Source organism: Stagnimonas aquatica (genome assembly GCF_003730135.1).
In the GTDB taxonomy this organism is placed as follows: domain Bacteria; phylum Pseudomonadota; class Gammaproteobacteria; order Nevskiales; family Nevskiaceae; genus Stagnimonas; species Stagnimonas aquatica.
Genome location: NZ_RJVO01000002.1, coordinates 527,394 through 543,183, shown reverse-complemented (window position 1 = coordinate 543,183; position 15,790 = coordinate 527,394). Strand labels below are relative to the sequence as shown.

The following is a 15,790-nucleotide window of genomic DNA, read 5'->3' as shown; positions in this document are numbered from 1 at the left end:
TCACGCCACTTGATGATCGAGGCCGCCGCTGCGGCCTCGGGCATAGACCAGGCCTCCTCTGTCACCCGACGGACCGGCGCTCGGCGTCCCCGCGCCGCGAGCCTTGGTGTTGTCCGGTGACCGCTGCTGTGAATTGTTCGAGCGGGTAGCTGCTGGAACTCCCAGCGCCGCAACTCGCTGCCCAAGGCGGTGAGGAACGACCGACTAGGAGCCGGTCGCCAGTTCCGTCAGCCGGTCGGCGAAACCGGCTGCCGGGTCGCGAGGCATCCGCAAGCGGGCCCGCTCGGCCGCAGCGCGGCCCATGGCCGGCCAGCGCTCGCGTTCCTGCAAGGCGCGACGCAGCGTCAGCGCCAGCTGGCGGCCGTTGGCGGCGGCGGCGACAAAGCCGCTGACGCCGTCCTCGACGATCTCGGTGTTGCCACCGACATCGGTGCACAGCACCGGCCGACCACTGAGCATGGCCTCGACGATCGCCAGCGGCAGGCCCTCGTAGCGGGAGGGCAGCACCAGCAGCTGGTGCTGGCGCCAGATGCCGCTGATGTCGCTGACCTGGCCGCGCAAGCGTACCCAGGGCAGCTGGTAATGGCCGAGCAGCTGTTCGACATAGGCGTGGTGAGCCCCTTCGCCGAACAGCGAAACCTCCACGCCGAGCGGCTCGGCGAGCGCGCGCAGGGCAGGGTCTGCCAAGGCCTCCAGCAGCACATCGTGCCCCTTCACCGGATGCTGCAGGCGGGCGACGCAGGCCAGACGCGGGCTGGCGCTGGCCGGCCAGGGCAGCTCGCCATCCCAGGGCACCAGATAGGGGTTGCGCACCTGCTCGGCGCGCGGGATCGGCCTCGCCAGCATGCGCTCGGCCTGGCGGTGATTGGCCTCGGAGACGAAGAAGCTCGCCACCGCGCCGTCGAACACCCGCGCCACCCGTTCCATCTGCGGCTCGGCCAGTCGCCAGTCGTTGGCAACGTGCACCAGCGGCGCGTAGCGCCAGCCGCGTTGGCGCAGCAGCTCCATCCATTCGAAGCCGACCAGATAGTGACCCTGGGACACCACCACCAGCTGCGGTTGCAGGGCTTCCAGTGCCTGGAACACCTGCGCCACCGCCGCCTCGCGGCTGGGCTCGAAGGCGCACAGCGGCACGCCGGCCTCGGCCAGCGCCTGCAAGCGCGGCGGCCGCTGCGGCAAGGCCTGCGAGGCGGCCAGCACCGGCCCACCGCGCCGGTGCAGTTCCAGCGCGGTCGCGGCCCACAGCTCCTCGCTGCCGCCCCAGGGGATGCCACCCAGGGAGCTGATGAAGGCGATGCGCGGCCGGCTTGAAGACATCTCGCGGGAGGTGGCTGGCGGTGGGCTGTCGATCTTGCCACGGGCTTCGGTCGTTTCCATGCCGCCGCCGCTTGCGCCCGGGCAGCCACATCCGCACCATCCGCCCATGTCCGAACCCCTGAAGCCGCGCGCGCCGCGCCGCCACACCCTGTCCGTCTGCCTGATCTGCAAGAACGAGGCGGATCGCATCGAGCCCTGCCTGCAATCGGTCGCCGGCTGGGCCGACGAGCTGATCGTCTTCGATTCCGGTTCCACCGACGGCACCGTCGAGATCGTCCGCCGCTACACCGACCAGCTGTGGATCACCGACTGGCCTGGCTATGGCCCGCAGCGCCAGCGCAGTCTGGAGGCGGCGAGCGGCGAGTACGTGTTCACCATCGACGCCGACGAGCGGGTGACGCCGGAGCTGCGCGCGCAGATCGACGCCGAACTGGCCAGGGAGACCGTGCCCTGCGCGGTCTACCGCATGCCCTGGGGACCGATCTTCTTCGGCAAGCGCCTGCGCTTCGGCGGCCGCTACGCCAGCCCGCAGGCGCGGCTGTTCCGCCGCGAGGGCGCGGAGTTCCCGATGGCGCAGGTGCACGAAACGCTGAAGTTCCCGCCCGGCCCGGTCGGGCGTCTGAGCGGCCGGCTCGACCACGACAGCTACCGCGACTACCGGCACATGGTCGACAAGCACACCCAATACGCCTGGCTGTTGGCGCAGGAGAAGCTGGCGCGCGGCAAGCGCACCACCATCTTCACGCCGCCGCTGCGCTTCGTCTGGGAATTCATCCTGCAATACCTGATCCGCGGCCTGGTGTTGGACGGCCGTCGCGGCTTTCTGCTGGCGGTGCTGCTCAGCCAGTACGCCTATCACAAGTATGCGGCGCTCTATACCTTGCAGCTCTCCGGCGCCAAGCCGGACCCGAAGTTCGCGCCGGAGAACCGCCAGCGGCGGGTCGGCGGCCCGTGAGCGCGCCGCTGACTACGGCGGTTGCGCTGTTTCTGTTCAAGCGCCCCGAGGAAACCGCCCGCGTCTTCGCCGAGATCGCCCGCGCCAGACCGCCGGTGCTGCTGCTGATCGCTGACGCGCCGCGTCCGGACCGTCCCGGCGAGGCCGAGCTTTGCGCCCAGGCGCGGGCGGTGGTCGAGCAGGTCGACTGGCCCTGCACGGTCAAGCGCAACTACGCCGAGCACAACCTCGGCTGCCAGCGGCGCCTGCACAGCGGGTTGGACTGGGTGTTCAGCGAATGCGGGCAGGCCATCGTGCTGGAAGACGACTGCCTGCCGCACCCGGACTTCTTCCGCTTCTGCGAGGCGATGCTGAGCCGCTATCGCGACGACACCCGCATCGGCCACATCGGTGGCAGCAATCTGCAATTCGGGCGTCGTCGCGGGCCGGAGAGCTACTACTACTCGCGCTACAACCACGTCTGGGGCTGGGCCTCCTGGCGCCGCGCCTGGGCGCAGTACGACGTGAGCCTGCGCCAGTGGCCGGCGCTGCGCGACGGCGGTTGGCTGCGCGACCTCTTGGGCGACACCGAGCTGGTGCTGAGCTGGACCCGGATATTCGACGACGTGCACGCCGGCAAGGTCGATACCTGGGACTACCAGTGGACCTACTGCTGCTGGACCCAGAACCAGCTCGCGGTGCTGCCGGCGGTGAACCTGATCAGCAACATCGGCTACGGCGCCGGCGCCACCCACACCCAGACTGCGGGGCCCTATGCCGAACTGCCCTTGCAGGCGCTGGACGCCGAACTGCTGCACCCGCGCTGGATGATCCGCGACGACCAGGCCGACCAGTACACCGAGCGCATGCACGGCTACCGGCCGCGCACCTGGCGCAAGGCCTGGAGCCGGCGCCTGCGCCGCTGGTTGCGCGGCGGCTGAAGTAGCTTCGTTTTTGCTCCCCCGCTTGCGGGGGAGGGCCGGGGTGGGGGCGGTGCCCGCCGAAACGCTCAGCCCCGCCGTTTGCGGAACAGGATGCGCCCCAGCGTATCGACGGTGGCGTTGATGCCCCAGGCCCCCGGCGTCTTCGCCGCTTTCCGCAGCAGCTCACCGGCGCGTTGCAGGCGCGGCCGCTGATGGTCCAGTTGCAGTTCCTCCAGCGTCTGCCGCCAGGCCAGCGCGGCCAGGGCGTCGCGGGCGTCGGCGTGCAGGCTGGTGGCCTCCGGCAGGCGCAGCAGCTTTTCCAGCAACTGCACATGCTCCTGACCGAACTTCTCGGCCTGGCTCAGCGATTTCGAGGCGCCATGCAGGCGGAAGTAGGCGAGCACCGCCTCGCTGTAGCGCACCCGGGGATAGCGCAGGCAGTAGCGGATCAAGAGGTCGAGGTCGAAGCGGTAATGCAGGCTGGCGTCGATGCCGATCTCGCGCAGCGCGGCGGTGCGGTACCAGATGCCCGGCTGGTGCCAGCGGGTGCGCGATTCCACCGGCAGGCGCACGAACTCGCGGGCGCTGAAGCCACGGCTCAGGCGTAGTCGGTCGAGCCGCTCGGCGTAGAAGTTCTGGGTACGGCCGGCGATCAGGTCGGCGTCGGCGAGGTGCGCCACTTCCCAGAGCGCGCCCGGCGCCAGCAGGTCGTCGGAATTGATCCAGTTGAACCACTCGCCCTGCGCGCGTGCCAGGCCCTTGACGATGGCATCGACCTGGCCGCGATCCGGCTCCGACACCCAGCCGCTCAGCCAGGGCTCGTAGTAGCGCAGGATCTCCACCGAGGCATCGCGGCTGCCGCCGTCGATCACGTAGTAGTCGAGCGCCGGATAGCCCTGTTCCAGCACCGAGCGGATGGTGGTTTCCAGGAACTCCGCCTGGTTGTAGGAGGGCGTGACCACGGTGATGCGCGGCAGCTCGCCCCGCGTGGCGGTGGCGGGCGGCGGTTGTGCGCCGGGCCAGGCGGGCGGCAGGCGCAAGGGAGCAAGCGGAGGTGGGAGCGGCTTCATGCGCCCATTGTCGCAGCCAGCCGCCACCAAAGCGCGTTCCGGCGCGCCGGCGGCCGGCGCACGAAATCGACGATCTGCGACTGCTGCGCCGCCCAGCGCCCGGCGCCGGCCAGGCAGTCGCGCCGGGCCTGCGCGCCCCAGTCGCGCCAGCCGGAGAGATCCAGGACGCGGGCTTGCTCGGGGTCGTAGAGCGCGCCGTTGTCGCCGTGGCGCAGGTATTCGTTCATGGTCGGCCGGTCGGGGGCGATCACGCCCTGGCCCAGTGCCATCGCCTCCAGGGTCGCCATGCCGATGCCTTCCAGCGGGCGCGGCGCGAAGAACAGATCGCAGCCGGCCAAGAGCGCCCGATAGTCCTCGCGCGGCAGCCAGCCCTCGGCCAGCTCGATGCGGTAGCGCTGGATGTCGTCCTCGCTCGGGCGCACCGCCTGCCGGCCGGGGTCGGGCGAGAGCCGCAGCACCACGCTGTCCACCGGCTGCTCGCCCAGCAACTGCTTGAGCAGCGGCCATTGCAGATAGCCGCGATCCCAGACGAACAGGCGCGGCGCCGCGCGCACCGGGCGCGATGGCGCTTCGGGAACCGTGGGCCAGAACTGCACCGCCAGCGAGGCCTGGCCACGGCCCTCGAATACCCGGTGCGCCTCCTGGCAGAAGTTCACGAACTTGAGGTGGCTGCCGCGCAGTTGGCGCACCCGGCTGGCGTCGTAGCGCAGGTCGTCGCGCATCGGCACCCAGGTGACATTGGGGTGGTCGAGCGCGCGCAGCAGGCGCGGCTTGGGCTGGATCTGGAAGAACACCAGGGCCTCGCTGGGCGTCTGCCGCAGGCGCTCCAGCAGGGAGGCTTCGCCGAGATCGTGGTGCAGCACCACCGGCTCCAGCGCGGCGAACAGGTCGAGGAAGAAGCGGCTGCTCGCGGTCTGCTGGTGGTAGGCGTGATCGACGATGACCAGGGGCGTGGTACGAGGCATCGCGGGTGGGCGTTCGAGCCGGCGGCAGTGCGCGAAGTATATCCTTCGCCCCTCTCCGATCTGCCCCGAGTTCCCGCCCGCCGTGACCGCCGCCGCTCCCCGCATCGCTCTGCTCACGCCCACTTACCGTGGCGATCTGGAGCGCTTTGCCATGCTCCGCGAGGCGCTGGAGGCCTGGGGCTGCGACTGGCCGCATTACGCGGTGGTGCAGACCGAGGATCTGCCGCTGTTCCGGCAGCGCCTGGGTGAATCGCGTGTGCACTGGCTGACGACGGCCGAGGTCCTGCCGCCGGAGGTGGAGGCGGCGCGCCGGCGCCTGAGCGCCATGCCGGAACGCCTGCGTCGCTTCCGGCGCAGCCTGCAGAAGCGCTTCGGCTGGTTTCCGGACGCCAGTTGCGACGGCTGGCACGCCCAGCAACTGGTGAAGCTGACCGTGCCGGCGCGCGCCGAGCACGAGGCCTATCTGGTGCTCGACTCCGACCTGGTGCCGACCGCGCCGCTGCGCGCCGAGCGCTACTGGCAGGACGGCCGCGTGGCGCTGATGGCCGAGGACAACCCCACCTTCCGGCACTGGGCCGACGCTGCGGCCGCAGTCCTGGGGCTACCGGCCGAGACCGTGCGCGGCAGCAACTTCGTCGCCCATCCCTTCGTGTTCGCGCCGCAGGCGGTGCGCGGCCTGCACGCCCATCTGGAAGCCCGGCATCACCAGCCCTGGTGGCGGGCGCTGCTCGACCTCAAGCCCGGCGACCTGTCGGAATTCAGCATCTACGGCGCCTATGTGCGCTGGGTCGCCGCCGGTGCCCACCATTACGAAGTGCCGGCCAATGCCCGCACCCGCTGGGTGCTGTCGGCCGAGGACAGCGCTGCGGTGCGCGCCGCCATCGACGGCGCCTTCACCGCGCCGGACATCGACTTCCTGGTCTTGCAGGCCAGCCGCCGCTGGCCGATCGAGCCCTATCTGCCGGCGATCCGTGCCGCCTTGCAGCGGGCGGTGGCGGCTCGCTAGGGCCTTTAGGCCAGGACTTCGTCCAGCGCTTTCAGCACCTCGGTGGGGTGGATGCCGGTGAGGCAGTCGAAGCGCCCGCCGCAGGTCGGCTTGCGCGCGCAGGGCGAGCAGGGCAGGCCTTTCCACAGCACCCGCAGCGGTGCGCGGCCGCCGGTGCGGTAGGGCAGGGTGGAGCCGAAGATCGCCACCGTCGGCCGGTCGTAGGCGATGCCCATGTGGGTGAGGCCGGTATCGACGCCGATCAGCGCGCGGGCGTCGGCGATCCAGCTCAGCGCCTCGGACAGGCTGGTGGCGCCGACCAGATTGTTGACGCTGCCGGCCGGGAGCCCTTCGAGGATGCGCGCGGCGGCGGCGCGGTCGCCGGGGCCGCCGAGCAGGCTCAGGGACTCGCCTCGGGCGGCGAGCTGTTCGATCAGTTGCCGCAAGTAGGCTTCCGGCCAGTGCTTCTGCGGACGGGTGGTGAAGGGGGCCAGCACCAGGGTCGCGGGCCGTGCTGGCTGGCCCTCGGGGCGGCTCAGGCGCGGCGCGCCGATCTCGGTGCCGGTGAGCTGGCGCAGCATCGGGGCGTGCTCGCCGCCGATGCGCTCGCGGCCGGGTGCGGCTTCCTTCTGGCGCACCACGGTTTCGTGCAGCAGGCCGGCCAGCGGCTCCTTCGAGGTGTAGCCGATGCGGCGCCGGCCGCCGGCCAGCCAGGCCAGCGCGCGGGACTTCGCCAGGCCCTGGGCGTCGATCACCCAGTCGTAGCGGCGGGCGCGCAGCCGGCGGCGGAACTCCAGGACCGTGCGCAGCAGGTTCAGCCAGCGGCCCCGGCGCAGCAGCCTGCCCCAGGCGCGGCGTTCCCAGACGTGGACCTCGTGGATCGCCGGCTGGCTGCGCAGCAGGCCGGCGAATTCCGACTGCACCAGCCAGTCGATCTCGACGCCGGGCCAGGCCTGGCGCAGGCCGTCGAGCAGGGCGGTGGCGATCACCAGATCGCCCATCGCCGACAGTCGCACCAGCAGGATGCGGCGCGGCGTGGTCGAGGCTGTCGGGGAAGGCACGGCGGATTCGTAGGCTGGTGGTTGGCGGCGCCGCGCATTCTAGGCCCTGACAGGCCGCAAGCCGCGTCGCCACGGGTCGCCGCCCCCTAGGGTCGGCGTACAATACCGGCTTGCGCCGGGCTGGCGCAGACCCTGCGTTTCTATACCCCTCTGGAGAGTGTTCCGATGAGCAGCATGGCGGATCGTGACGGATTCATCTGGTATGACGGTGACCTCAAGCCCTGGCGCGAGTGCACCACCCACGTCCTGACCCACACCCTGCACTACGGCGTCGGCTGCTTCGAGGGCGTCCGCGCCTACTACACCCCGCGCGGCCCGGCGGTGTTCCGCCTGGAAGACCACACCAAGCGCCTGTTCAACTCCGCGAAGATCCTGGGGATGAAGATCCCCTACACGCCGGACCAGATCAACGAGGCGATCAAGGAAGTGGTACGCAGCAACAAGCTGCGCGAGTGCTACATCCGGCCGATGGTGTTCTACGGGTCGGAAGGCATGGGCCTGCGCGCCGACAACCTCAAGGTGCACATCATCATCGCCGCCTGGCCCTGGGGCGCCTACCTGGGCGCCGAGGCGATGGAGCGCGGCATCCGCGTGCGCACCAGCTCCTTCACCCGCCACCACGTCAACAGCGTGATGTGCCGCGCCAAGGCCAACGCCAACTACATCAACTCGATGATGGCGCTCAACGAGGTGATGCGCGACGGTTACGACGAGGCGATCCTGCTCGACACCTCCGGCCACATCGCCGAGGGTTCGGCCGAGAACATCTTCGTGATCAGCGAGGGCATCATCTCCACGCCCGACCTCAACTCCTGCCTCGACGGCATCACCCGCAAGACCGTGATGCAGCTGGCCAAGGACTTCGGCTACGAGGTGCGCGAGCGGCGCCTGACCCGCGACGAGATCTACGTTGCCGACGAGGCCTTCTTCACCGGCACCGCCGCCGAGGTCACGCCGATCCGCGAGGTGGACAACAAGCAGGTCGGCGGCGGCAAGCGCGGCCCGATCACCACCAAGCTGCAGGCGGCCTATCTCTCGCTGGTGAAGGGCGAGAGCGACAGCTACCCGCACTGGCTGGCGGCGGTCTGACCCGCTGCCGGTGAGTACCTCGCTCCCCGGTTGCAGCCCGGCCCGCGTCCGGTTGGCGGGCGATGGTGAGGCGCCGCGCGGCGGCCATGCCGTGAATCGCGTGGCCGCTCACGGTCCCCGCCTGGCCGGCGCATGAGTACCACCGTTCCCCATTTCGATTCCGCCCGCGTGCTGGTAGCCGGCGACGTGATGCTGGACCGCTACTGGTCCGGCAGCACCTCGCGCATCTCGCCGGAAGCGCCGGTGCCGGTGGTGCGGGTGCGTGCCGACGAGGCGCGCCCCGGTGGCGCCGCCAACGTCGCGCTCAATCTCGCGGCGCTGGGCGCGCAGGCCCGGGTGCTGGGCGTGGTCGGTGCCGACGAGGCCGGGCTGAGTCTGGCGCGCAGCCTGGAGCAGCGCGGCGTCGCCGCCGAGCTGCTCACTGGCAGCGCGCCCACCATCACCAAGCTGCGGGTGATGTCGCGGCACCAGCAGTTGCTGCGCCTGGATTTCGAGGAGCCGCTGGCGGCGGCGCACGATGCCGCCGAATTCGCCCTCCGCCTGCGCGCGCACCTGCCCTCGGTGGACGTGCTGGTGCTGTCCGACTACGGCAAGGGCAGCCTGGCCGGTGTCGCCGGCCTGATCGCCGACGCCCGCGCCGCCGGCAAGCCGGTGCTGGTCGACCCCAAGGGCAACGACTGGCGTCCCTACGCCGGCGCCACCCTGCTGACCCCGAACACCGGCGAGCTGGAAGCGGTGGTCGGCCCCTGTCCGGATGTCGAAACCCTGGTCGCCAAGGCGCAGGCCCTGCTCGCCGAACTGGGACTCGCCGCCCTGCTGGTGACCCGCAGCGAGCACGGCATGACCCTGCTGGAAGCCGGCAAGGCGCCGCTGCACCTGCCCGCCGAGGCGCGCGAGGTCTACGACGTGACCGGCGCCGGCGACACCGTGATCGCCACCCTGGCGGCGGCACTCGCTGCCGGCGCCGCGCTGCCGCAGGCCTGCCGGCTGGCCAACATCGCCGCCGGCGTGGTGGTCGGCAAGCTGGGCACCGCCACGGTCAGCCGCGCCGAGCTGACGCGCGCCGCCAATCCGCAGCGCACCGCTGGCGACGGCGTGCTCGACGAGGCCGAGCTGCTGGCGCGGGTCGCCGAGGCGCGCGCCCGTGGCCGGCGGCTGGTGATGACCAATGGCTGCTTCGACATCCTCCACGTCGGCCACGTCCGCTATCTGCAGGCGGCGCGCGAGCTGGGCGATGTGCTGATCGTCGCGGTCAACACCGACGCCTCGGTGCAGCGCCTCAAGGGCCCGAGCCGGCCGCTCAACAACACCGCCGACCGCATGGCCCTGCTGGCGGCGCTGCAATGCGTGGACTGGGTGGTGCCGTTCGGCGAAGACACCCCGGCGCGGCTGATCGAGGCGGTGCTGCCGGACGTGCTGGTGAAGGGCGGCGACTACCGGATCGAGCAGATCGCCGGCCACGAGGCGGTGCTCGCCCACGGCGGCGAGGTGCGGGTGCTGGGTTTCCACGACGGCTATTCCACCACCCGGCTGATCGAGCGCGCGCGGAAGTAAGCGGTTCGCGTGGTACCCCTCCGTCGGCTACGCCGCCACCTCCCCTGCACGCAGGGGAGGCACAGCTTTGCCTCCCCTAGGCAATAGGGGAGGTGGCGCGCAGCGCCGGAGGGGTTCTCCGGTTCAAGGATCCTGCCCCGGCCGGAACAGCGGTCGCGCCGCAGCTTCCGCCTCCGCGCGGTCCTTGATCGTCGCCGGTTCGGCGGCATCGTCGGCGGCCACGAACTGCTGCTTGAGCACCTCGGCGGCGCCGGTCAGCACCTTCTCGACCACGCCGACCTTCTCCTGCGCGGTATTGCCGCCGCAGCCGGTGCAGGGCAGGGCGGCGGCGGCCCTGCGCAGTTTCTCGTCGGCTTCCTGAAAGGCATCGCGATGGCCGGTGACCTTGACCTCGGGCAGTAGCACCGACCCGGCCGGCGCCTGGGTGGCGCTCTTCAGGTTCCATTGCAGCAGCGGCTTGGTGGCGGGCGCAGGCTCGGCCGTGCTCGCGGTCGGTGCGGTCGTGGCTGGGCTGGTCGGAGCAGGATCGGCCAGTACCACGCCGCTGAGCAGCCAGCTCGAAACAGCGACCAGGTTGCGGGGTGAAATCAAGGCTCGGCTTCCTGCTGGCACTTGCCGAGCGCGACAGCCCGCCTACACTGCGCGCCTTCGCTCGGGGACATCCGCATGATATTGGGCTTTGGTGAGTGGTGCGCGCTGGCCTGCGCGCTGTGCTGGGCCATCGCGGTGATCCTGCTGAAGAAGTCGGGCGAGAGCCTGAGCCCGTTCGCGCTCAACTACATCAAGAACCTGCTCTGCCTGCTGGCGCTGGCGCTGACCCTCCTGGTCACCCATGGCGGCCGCTGGCCGGGCATGCCCGGCGAGCAGCTGGCGCTGGCACTGTTCTCCGGCACCCTCGGCATCGCGCTGGCCGATACCCTCTACTTCCGCGCCCTCAACAGCATCGGCGCCGCGCGCATGGGCGTGGCCGGCACCGCCTTCTCGCCCTCGGTGATCCTGCTGGCGGCGATCTTCCTGGGCGAGCGGCTGTCGCCGCTGCAACTGGTCGGCGTCGCCATCACCTTGAGCGGCATCGCCCTGGTCACCTACGTGAAGACCGCCGGCAAGCTCGACGCCCAGACCCTGCGTCGCGGCGTGCTGCTGGGGGTGACCTCGGTGGCGGTGATGGCGGCCGGCGTGGTGATCGCCAAGCCGATCCTGGAGAGCCAGGACTTTCTCTGGGTGGTGTTCCTGCGCCTGCTCGGCGGGGTGGCGGTGATGACCGTCGTGCTGAGCCTGCGCCGGCAGTGGTCGGCGCTGGCCCAGGCGTATCGCGGCGTGCGTCACTGGCCGCAGGTGATCGCCGGCTCGCTGATGGGCACCTATGTCTCCAACCTGTTCTGGCTGGCCGGCTACAAGTACGCCGACGCCTCCATCGCCGCCGTGCTCAACGAGCTGTCGGCGATCTTCATCGTGCTGCTGGCGGCGCTGGTGCTGAAGGAAAAGCTACAGGCGCGCCAGCTGCTCGGCTGCGGTCTGGCGGTGCTCGGCGTGCTGGTGGTGGTGGCCGCCGCCTGAGACGGGCCGCGTCGGCGGCTCAGCCCACCGCCGGCCGCACCCGCGCGACTGCCCGCGCGGTACGCAGCGGCGTGATCCGGCCGTGCAGCAGGATGCGGCCGAGGTCGCGCAGTCCATAGGCGCGCAGGTAGTAGCCGCAGAGCCCGGCGATCAGCCGCAGCATGTAGGCAGCGTTGCGCTGCGGCGCCACCAGCTTGCTGCGGCAGCCGATCTCCGAGCAGACATTCGCCGGCCGGGCCAGGGCCGGGTGCACCGACTTCAGCCGGAAGCCGTACTGCCAGTGGTGCTTGTAGTCCTCGTCGATGGGGCGGCTGACTTCCGGGCTCGCGCGCAGGAAAAACTCGGCGAACTCGCGACGCATCACCACCGCCATCGCCGAGGGCGGCGGCTCGAAGAAGTACTCGACCAGTTCGTGGCCGGCGCCCAGCGGCCGGTGCACGAAGCGGCAGCTACGGGCGCCATCGAGCTTGAGCAGGTCCCAGCCGGGGCCGCCCGCCTCGTTGGCCTCGACGGCGGCCTGCACTACCTGGGCGATGTCGTCCGCGAGTACCGCATCGTCCTCCAGCAACACGCAGTAGCGCTGTGGGCTGTCGAGGAACTGCCGCATGGCCTTGCGGTGACTGAGGCCGCAGGCCAGTTCGCCGTCGGTGAGCGGGCGCTTGAAGCAGTGGCGGCGGGCCGCTTCCTGGCGCTGGCGCGGGCTCAGGGATTTCTTGCAGACCGCCGGCACCCGGATCAGGGGCAGCCGCAGGCGCTCGGCCTGCGCCCGCATCAGGCGCAGCCGTTCGTCACTGCCGTGCAGGTTGATGACCAGCCAGAGGATGTCCCCCATAGTGCCTCTCCGACCCTTCCCAAGGTGACGACGAAGTCATCGTACTTGCGCCCTGTTGCAAAAAGGAAACGCAAGCCCGGGGCCAGCCTACTCGATGCCGAGTTTCTTGATGCGGTAACGCAGCGAGCGGAAGCTCATGCCCAGCAGTTCGGCGGCCTTGGTCTTGTTCCAGCGGGTCTTTTCCAAGGCCTCGCGGATCGCCTGCTTTTCCAGCTCTTCGACATGTGCGTCGAGCGCGCCGCCGCCGACCACCGGCAGGCCGGCGGGTCTGGCCGTCGCTGGGCCGGGGGGCGCGGTGGTGGGTTCGGCCGACCCTTCGGTCGGCAGGCAGGGCCGCAGTTGCAGATCCTCGGCGGTGATGCGGGCGCCGTCGCTGAGGGTGATCGCCCGCTCCAGGGTGTTCTCCAGTTCGCGGACATTGCCGGGAAAGCTGTAGCCGCTCAGCAGCTCCAGCGCGCTGCGGTCCAGGCCGGGCGGCTTGCCCAGGCCGTTGGCTGCCGCCAGGCGCTTGAGGATGGCGGTGGCGAGCAGGGGGATGTCCTCGCGCCGCTCGCGCAGCGCCGGGGTGCGAACCTCGATGACATTCAGGCGGTAGTAGAGGTCCTGCCGGAAGGCGCCCCTGGCGACCAGCTCGGTGAGGCTCTTGTGGGTGGCGGAGATGATCCGCACGTTCACCGGCAGCTCGCTGTCGGCGCCCACCGGCCGTACCGCGCGCTCCTGCACCGCGCGCAGCAGCTTCACCTGCATGTGCAGCGGCAGGTCGGCGACCTCGTCGAGGAACAGGGTGCCGCCCTCGGCGGCCTGGAACAGGCCGGTCTTGTCCTTGCTGGCGCCGGTGAACGAGCCCTTGCGGTGGCCGAAGAACTCGCTCTCCATCAGCTCGCTGGGGATGGCGCCGCAGTTGACCGCCACGAACGGGCCGCTGCCGCGCGGGCTCTTGGCGTGGATCAGCCGCGCGGTCAGCTCCTTGCCGGTGCCGGACTCGCCGGCGATGTGCACCGGCGCCTGGCTGCGTGCCAGCCGCTCGACCAGGGCGCGCAACTGCTGGATCGCCGTGGCCTCGCCGAGCAGGCCGCCGCTGTCGCCGTCGGCGGCGGTCTCGGCGCGTGCCGGCGTGGCGGCGGCCGAGGCGGGTGCGGCGATGGGCGCCGGAGCCGGCGGCGCGCGCAGCTTCAGGGCGCTGTCCACCAGCTTGCGCAGCATGCCGAGATCCACCGGCTTGCTGACGAAGTCGAAGGCGCCGGCCTTGAGGCTTTCCACCGCCATCTCGGCGTTGCCGTAGGCGGTGATGACCGCGATCGGCAGCTTGCCGCTGTACTCGCGCACCAGCTCCAGGCCGAGGCCGTCGGGCAGGCGCATGTCGGTGATGCAGAAGTCGATGCTTTGCGTCGCCAGCAGTTCGCGCGCCTGGGCGAGATCGCCGGCCGCCTGGGTACGCAGGCCCATACGCATCAGGGTCAGCTCGACCAGCTCGCGGATGTCGGCCTCGTCGTCGACGATCAGAGCCAGGGCGGGCGGGTTGGCGGCGGTGGACATCAGCGGCTGGCTTCTTCGGATTCGGGCGCCACGAAGGCGATGCGGAACAGGGCCCCGCTGGCGCGGGGGGCGTCCGCCGCCGGCGCCTCGGGCGCCAGCAGGGACAGTCGGGCCTGATTGTAGGCGCAGAGTTCGCGGGCCAGATAAAGCCCCAGCCCGGTGCCCTGGGTGGTGGTGGTGAAGAACGGCTCGAACAGGTGCTGGGCGGTTTCCGGGGCGATGCCGGGGCCGTCGTCCTGCACGTCCAGCGCGCCGCCGCGTGGGTAGAGCGCGCTGACCCGCACCCGTACCTGCACCGGACGCTCGCCCTGGCGGCCGTGCAGCCAGGCGTTGTCGAGCAGGTTGAACAGCACCTGCTGCAGATGGTGGGCGTCGAAGCGCACCAGCAGGTTGTCGCGCAGTTCCAGTCGCGGCTGGCGCTCGGGATGCGCTTCCTGGTACTGCCCCAGCATCTGTCTCAGCCAGGGGCCGAGCGCGAACACCTGCGGGTCGGCGGCGCCGCGCGAAAGATTGAGCACGTCCTTGACGATGCGGTCGATGCGCTGGCCGTGGCGCTGGATGATGTCCAGCAGCCGGCGGTCGGCGGCCGGCAGGGCGCTGGATTCCGCCAGCAGCTGGCCTGCATGGGTGATCGCCGCCAGCGGATTGCGGATCTCGTGGGCGATGCTGGCCGACATCCGGCCCAGCGCCGCCAGCTTGATCTGCTGCGCCTGCTCGCGCACCCGCTGGGCATCCTCCAGCAACACCAGGGTGGGGGAGTCGGGACCGCTGCCCAGGCGCCGGAAGCGCGGCAGCAGCTCCGAGGCACCCTCGCGCTCGGGGCTGATCGCTGCCTCCGGCGCCGCGCTGCCGGCGCGCCAGCGTGCCACCGCCTCGACCAGCGCCGGCGAATGCCGCAGCAGCGGGCTGCCGACCGCCTCCGGCCCGCTGTGCAGCATGCGCGCGGCGGCGTGGTTGAGGGCGCGCACGGTGTCGCCGGCATCCACCACCAGCACGCCGGTCTGCATGGTGTCGATCACCGTCTCGTTGAGGCGGGCGAGGTCCTCGAACTCGCTGCCCACCCGCAAGGCCAGCGCCTCGCTGGCGCGGGCGCGACGCGCCACCGCGTTGGCGACCCCGGCGGTGATGAAGAAGGTGATGCCCAGCACGCCGGTGCCGGTGAAATTGGAGGTCGAGTAGAGGTTGGGGTAATGCCCCAGTACCTCCTCGCCGAACATCGCCAGCGTCGCCATCGCCGCTACCGCCATCGCCAGCCGGGTGGACAGCAAGAGGCTGGCGGCGATCACCGGCGGGATCGCCAGGATGCCCAGGCCGCCGGCGACGCCGCCGCTGGCGTAGACCAGCAGCACGATGGCGCCGGTATCGAGCGCGAAGTTGGCGAGCGCCTGTGCGCTCAGCGCCGGCCGCCGGTACAGCGCCGGGATCAGGATGCCCAGCGCCGCCAGGGCGTAGACGATGCAGACCCCGTAGAACAGCCGTGGGCGGTTGTCCTCGAACAGCAGGTCCAGGGTGCCGGCCTGCTGCAGGCTGATCAGCAGCGCCAGCAGCAGCAGGCGGTAGACGTTCTGCGCCTGTAGCAGCCGCCAGTCGTCGGTGACGGCGATGACCGGCGGTTTGCGCTCAGCCGCCCGGCTGGTCATTGCCGCATTGTCGGCAGTTGGCGCGCACCGCCGCGACCTGCGAGGCCGGGATGCGGATGCCGCAACGCTCGCAGCGCACCAGCGATTCCGGCTCGGCGGAGAAACCGGAGGGCGGCGCTTGCGGGCCGGAGCGTTGCTGGGCCAGCCAGCGGCGCAGCAGCTGCCAGGCAATGAAGATCAGCAGGGCCAGGAACAGGAGGCGGATCATGGAGGTCGGCGTCGGAGGCAGCCAGCGGGGTGCCTATCCTGACGCGCCGAGGCCCGTACAGCCAGCGCGGGTCAGTGGGGCTGATCGGCTTCAAGGCCTAAGCGGCTAAAATCGGCGCT

The 15,790-nt window shown here is 71.0% G+C and carries 15 protein-coding genes; 6 read left to right on the top strand and 9 right to left on the bottom strand.

What is annotated here, in order from left to right; all coding sequences use genetic code 11:
• Window positions 1-204: 204 nt before the first annotated feature.
• Window positions 205-1,377 carry a glycosyltransferase family 4 protein gene (locus ED208_RS06945; protein WP_123211141.1) on the bottom strand — a complete coding sequence of 391 codons (1,173 nt, stop codon included), beginning with the start codon at window positions 1,375-1,377 and terminating at the stop codon, window positions 205-207.
• 46 nt (window positions 1,378-1,423) lie between these two features.
• Between ED208_RS06945 and ED208_RS06940 the strand changes: the two genes are divergently transcribed.
• Both ED208_RS06940 and ED208_RS06935 read left to right on the top strand, forming a co-directional pair.
• Window positions 1,424-2,272: a glycosyltransferase family 2 protein gene (locus ED208_RS06940; protein ID WP_123211140.1), complete on the top strand. Its 849-nt coding sequence runs from the start codon at window positions 1,424-1,426 to the stop codon at window positions 2,270-2,272.
• The gene (locus ED208_RS06935; RefSeq protein WP_199720533.1) at window positions 2,269-3,192 is read left to right on the top strand and encodes a glycosyltransferase family protein; all 924 of its coding nucleotides are present in this window, start codon (window positions 2,269-2,271) and stop codon (window positions 3,190-3,192) included. The genes ED208_RS06940 and ED208_RS06935 overlap by 4 nt, the downstream gene beginning before the upstream one ends.
• Before the next feature lie 68 nt (window positions 3,193-3,260).
• Here ED208_RS06935 and ED208_RS06930 read toward each other — a convergent pair whose 3' ends face one another.
• Both ED208_RS06930 and ED208_RS06925 read right to left on the bottom strand, forming a co-directional pair.
• Window positions 3,261-4,214 carry a glycosyltransferase family 2 protein gene (locus tag ED208_RS06930; protein WP_199720532.1) on the bottom strand — a complete coding sequence of 318 codons (954 nt, stop codon included), beginning with the start codon at window positions 4,212-4,214 and terminating at the stop codon, window positions 3,261-3,263.
• 26 nt (window positions 4,215-4,240) lie between these two features.
• Window positions 4,241-5,209 (bottom strand): glycosyltransferase, encoded by a 969-nt coding sequence (locus tag ED208_RS06925; RefSeq protein WP_123211138.1) that lies wholly within the window; start codon window positions 5,207-5,209, stop codon window positions 4,241-4,243.
• 82 nt (window positions 5,210-5,291) lie between these two features.
• Between ED208_RS06925 and ED208_RS06920 the strand changes: the two genes are divergently transcribed.
• Complete coding sequence (locus ED208_RS06920; RefSeq protein ID WP_123211137.1) at window positions 5,292-6,215, top strand: DUF6492 family protein; 924 nt, start codon at window positions 5,292-5,294, stop codon at window positions 6,213-6,215.
• A gap of 5 nt (window positions 6,216-6,220) precedes the next feature.
• Here ED208_RS06920 and ED208_RS06915 read toward each other — a convergent pair whose 3' ends face one another.
• Window positions 6,221-7,255, bottom strand: a complete 1,035-nt coding sequence (locus ED208_RS06915; RefSeq protein ID WP_199720531.1) for a glycosyltransferase family 9 protein — start codon at window positions 7,253-7,255, stop codon at window positions 6,221-6,223.
• 165 nt (window positions 7,256-7,420) lie between these two features.
• Between ED208_RS06915 and ED208_RS06910 the strand changes: the two genes are divergently transcribed.
• A complete protein-coding gene (locus ED208_RS06910; protein ID WP_123211135.1) occupies window positions 7,421-8,344 on the top strand; it encodes a branched-chain amino acid transaminase in 924 nt (307 codons plus the stop codon).
• A gap of 132 nt (window positions 8,345-8,476) precedes the next feature.
• Complete coding sequence (gene hldE / locus ED208_RS06905) at window positions 8,477-9,898, top strand: bifunctional D-glycero-beta-D-manno-heptose-7-phosphate kinase/D-glycero-beta-D-manno-heptose 1-phosphate adenylyltransferase HldE (protein ID WP_123211134.1); 1,422 nt, start codon at window positions 8,477-8,479, stop codon at window positions 9,896-9,898.
• Between the two features lie 123 nt (window positions 9,899-10,021).
• Here hldE and ED208_RS06900 read toward each other — a convergent pair whose 3' ends face one another.
• A complete protein-coding gene (locus ED208_RS06900) occupies window positions 10,022-10,489 on the bottom strand; it encodes a hypothetical protein (RefSeq protein ID WP_123211133.1) in 468 nt (155 codons plus the stop codon).
• 75 nt (window positions 10,490-10,564) lie between these two features.
• On the opposite strand from ED208_RS06900, the gene ED208_RS06895 reads away from it, so the two are divergent.
• Window positions 10,565-11,455: a DMT family transporter gene (locus tag ED208_RS06895; protein WP_123211132.1), complete on the top strand. Its 891-nt coding sequence runs from the start codon at window positions 10,565-10,567 to the stop codon at window positions 11,453-11,455.
• 19 nt (window positions 11,456-11,474) lie between these two features.
• On the opposite strand, the gene ED208_RS06890 is transcribed toward ED208_RS06895, so the two are convergent.
• The 4 genes from ED208_RS06890 to ED208_RS06875 form a co-directional block, all read right to left on the bottom strand.
• Window positions 11,475-12,287 carry a glycosyltransferase family 25 protein gene (locus tag ED208_RS06890; protein ID WP_123211131.1) on the bottom strand — a complete coding sequence of 271 codons (813 nt, stop codon included), beginning with the start codon at window positions 12,285-12,287 and terminating at the stop codon, window positions 11,475-11,477.
• Between the two features lie 87 nt (window positions 12,288-12,374).
• On the bottom strand, window positions 12,375-13,823 hold the full coding sequence (locus ED208_RS06885; RefSeq protein ID WP_123211130.1) for a sigma-54-dependent transcriptional regulator: 1,449 nt from the start codon (window positions 13,821-13,823) through the stop codon (window positions 12,375-12,377).
• On the bottom strand, window positions 13,823-15,463 hold the full coding sequence (locus ED208_RS06880) for a sensor histidine kinase (RefSeq protein ID WP_123211129.1): 1,641 nt from the start codon (window positions 15,461-15,463) through the stop codon (window positions 13,823-13,825). Before ED208_RS06880 ends, ED208_RS06885 begins: the two co-directional genes overlap by 1 nt.
• Window positions 15,444-15,671 carry a hypothetical protein gene (locus tag ED208_RS06875; protein WP_123211128.1) on the bottom strand — a complete coding sequence of 76 codons (228 nt, stop codon included), beginning with the start codon at window positions 15,669-15,671 and terminating at the stop codon, window positions 15,444-15,446. Before ED208_RS06875 ends, ED208_RS06880 begins: the two co-directional genes overlap by 20 nt.
• Window positions 15,672-15,790: the final 119 nt, after the last annotated feature.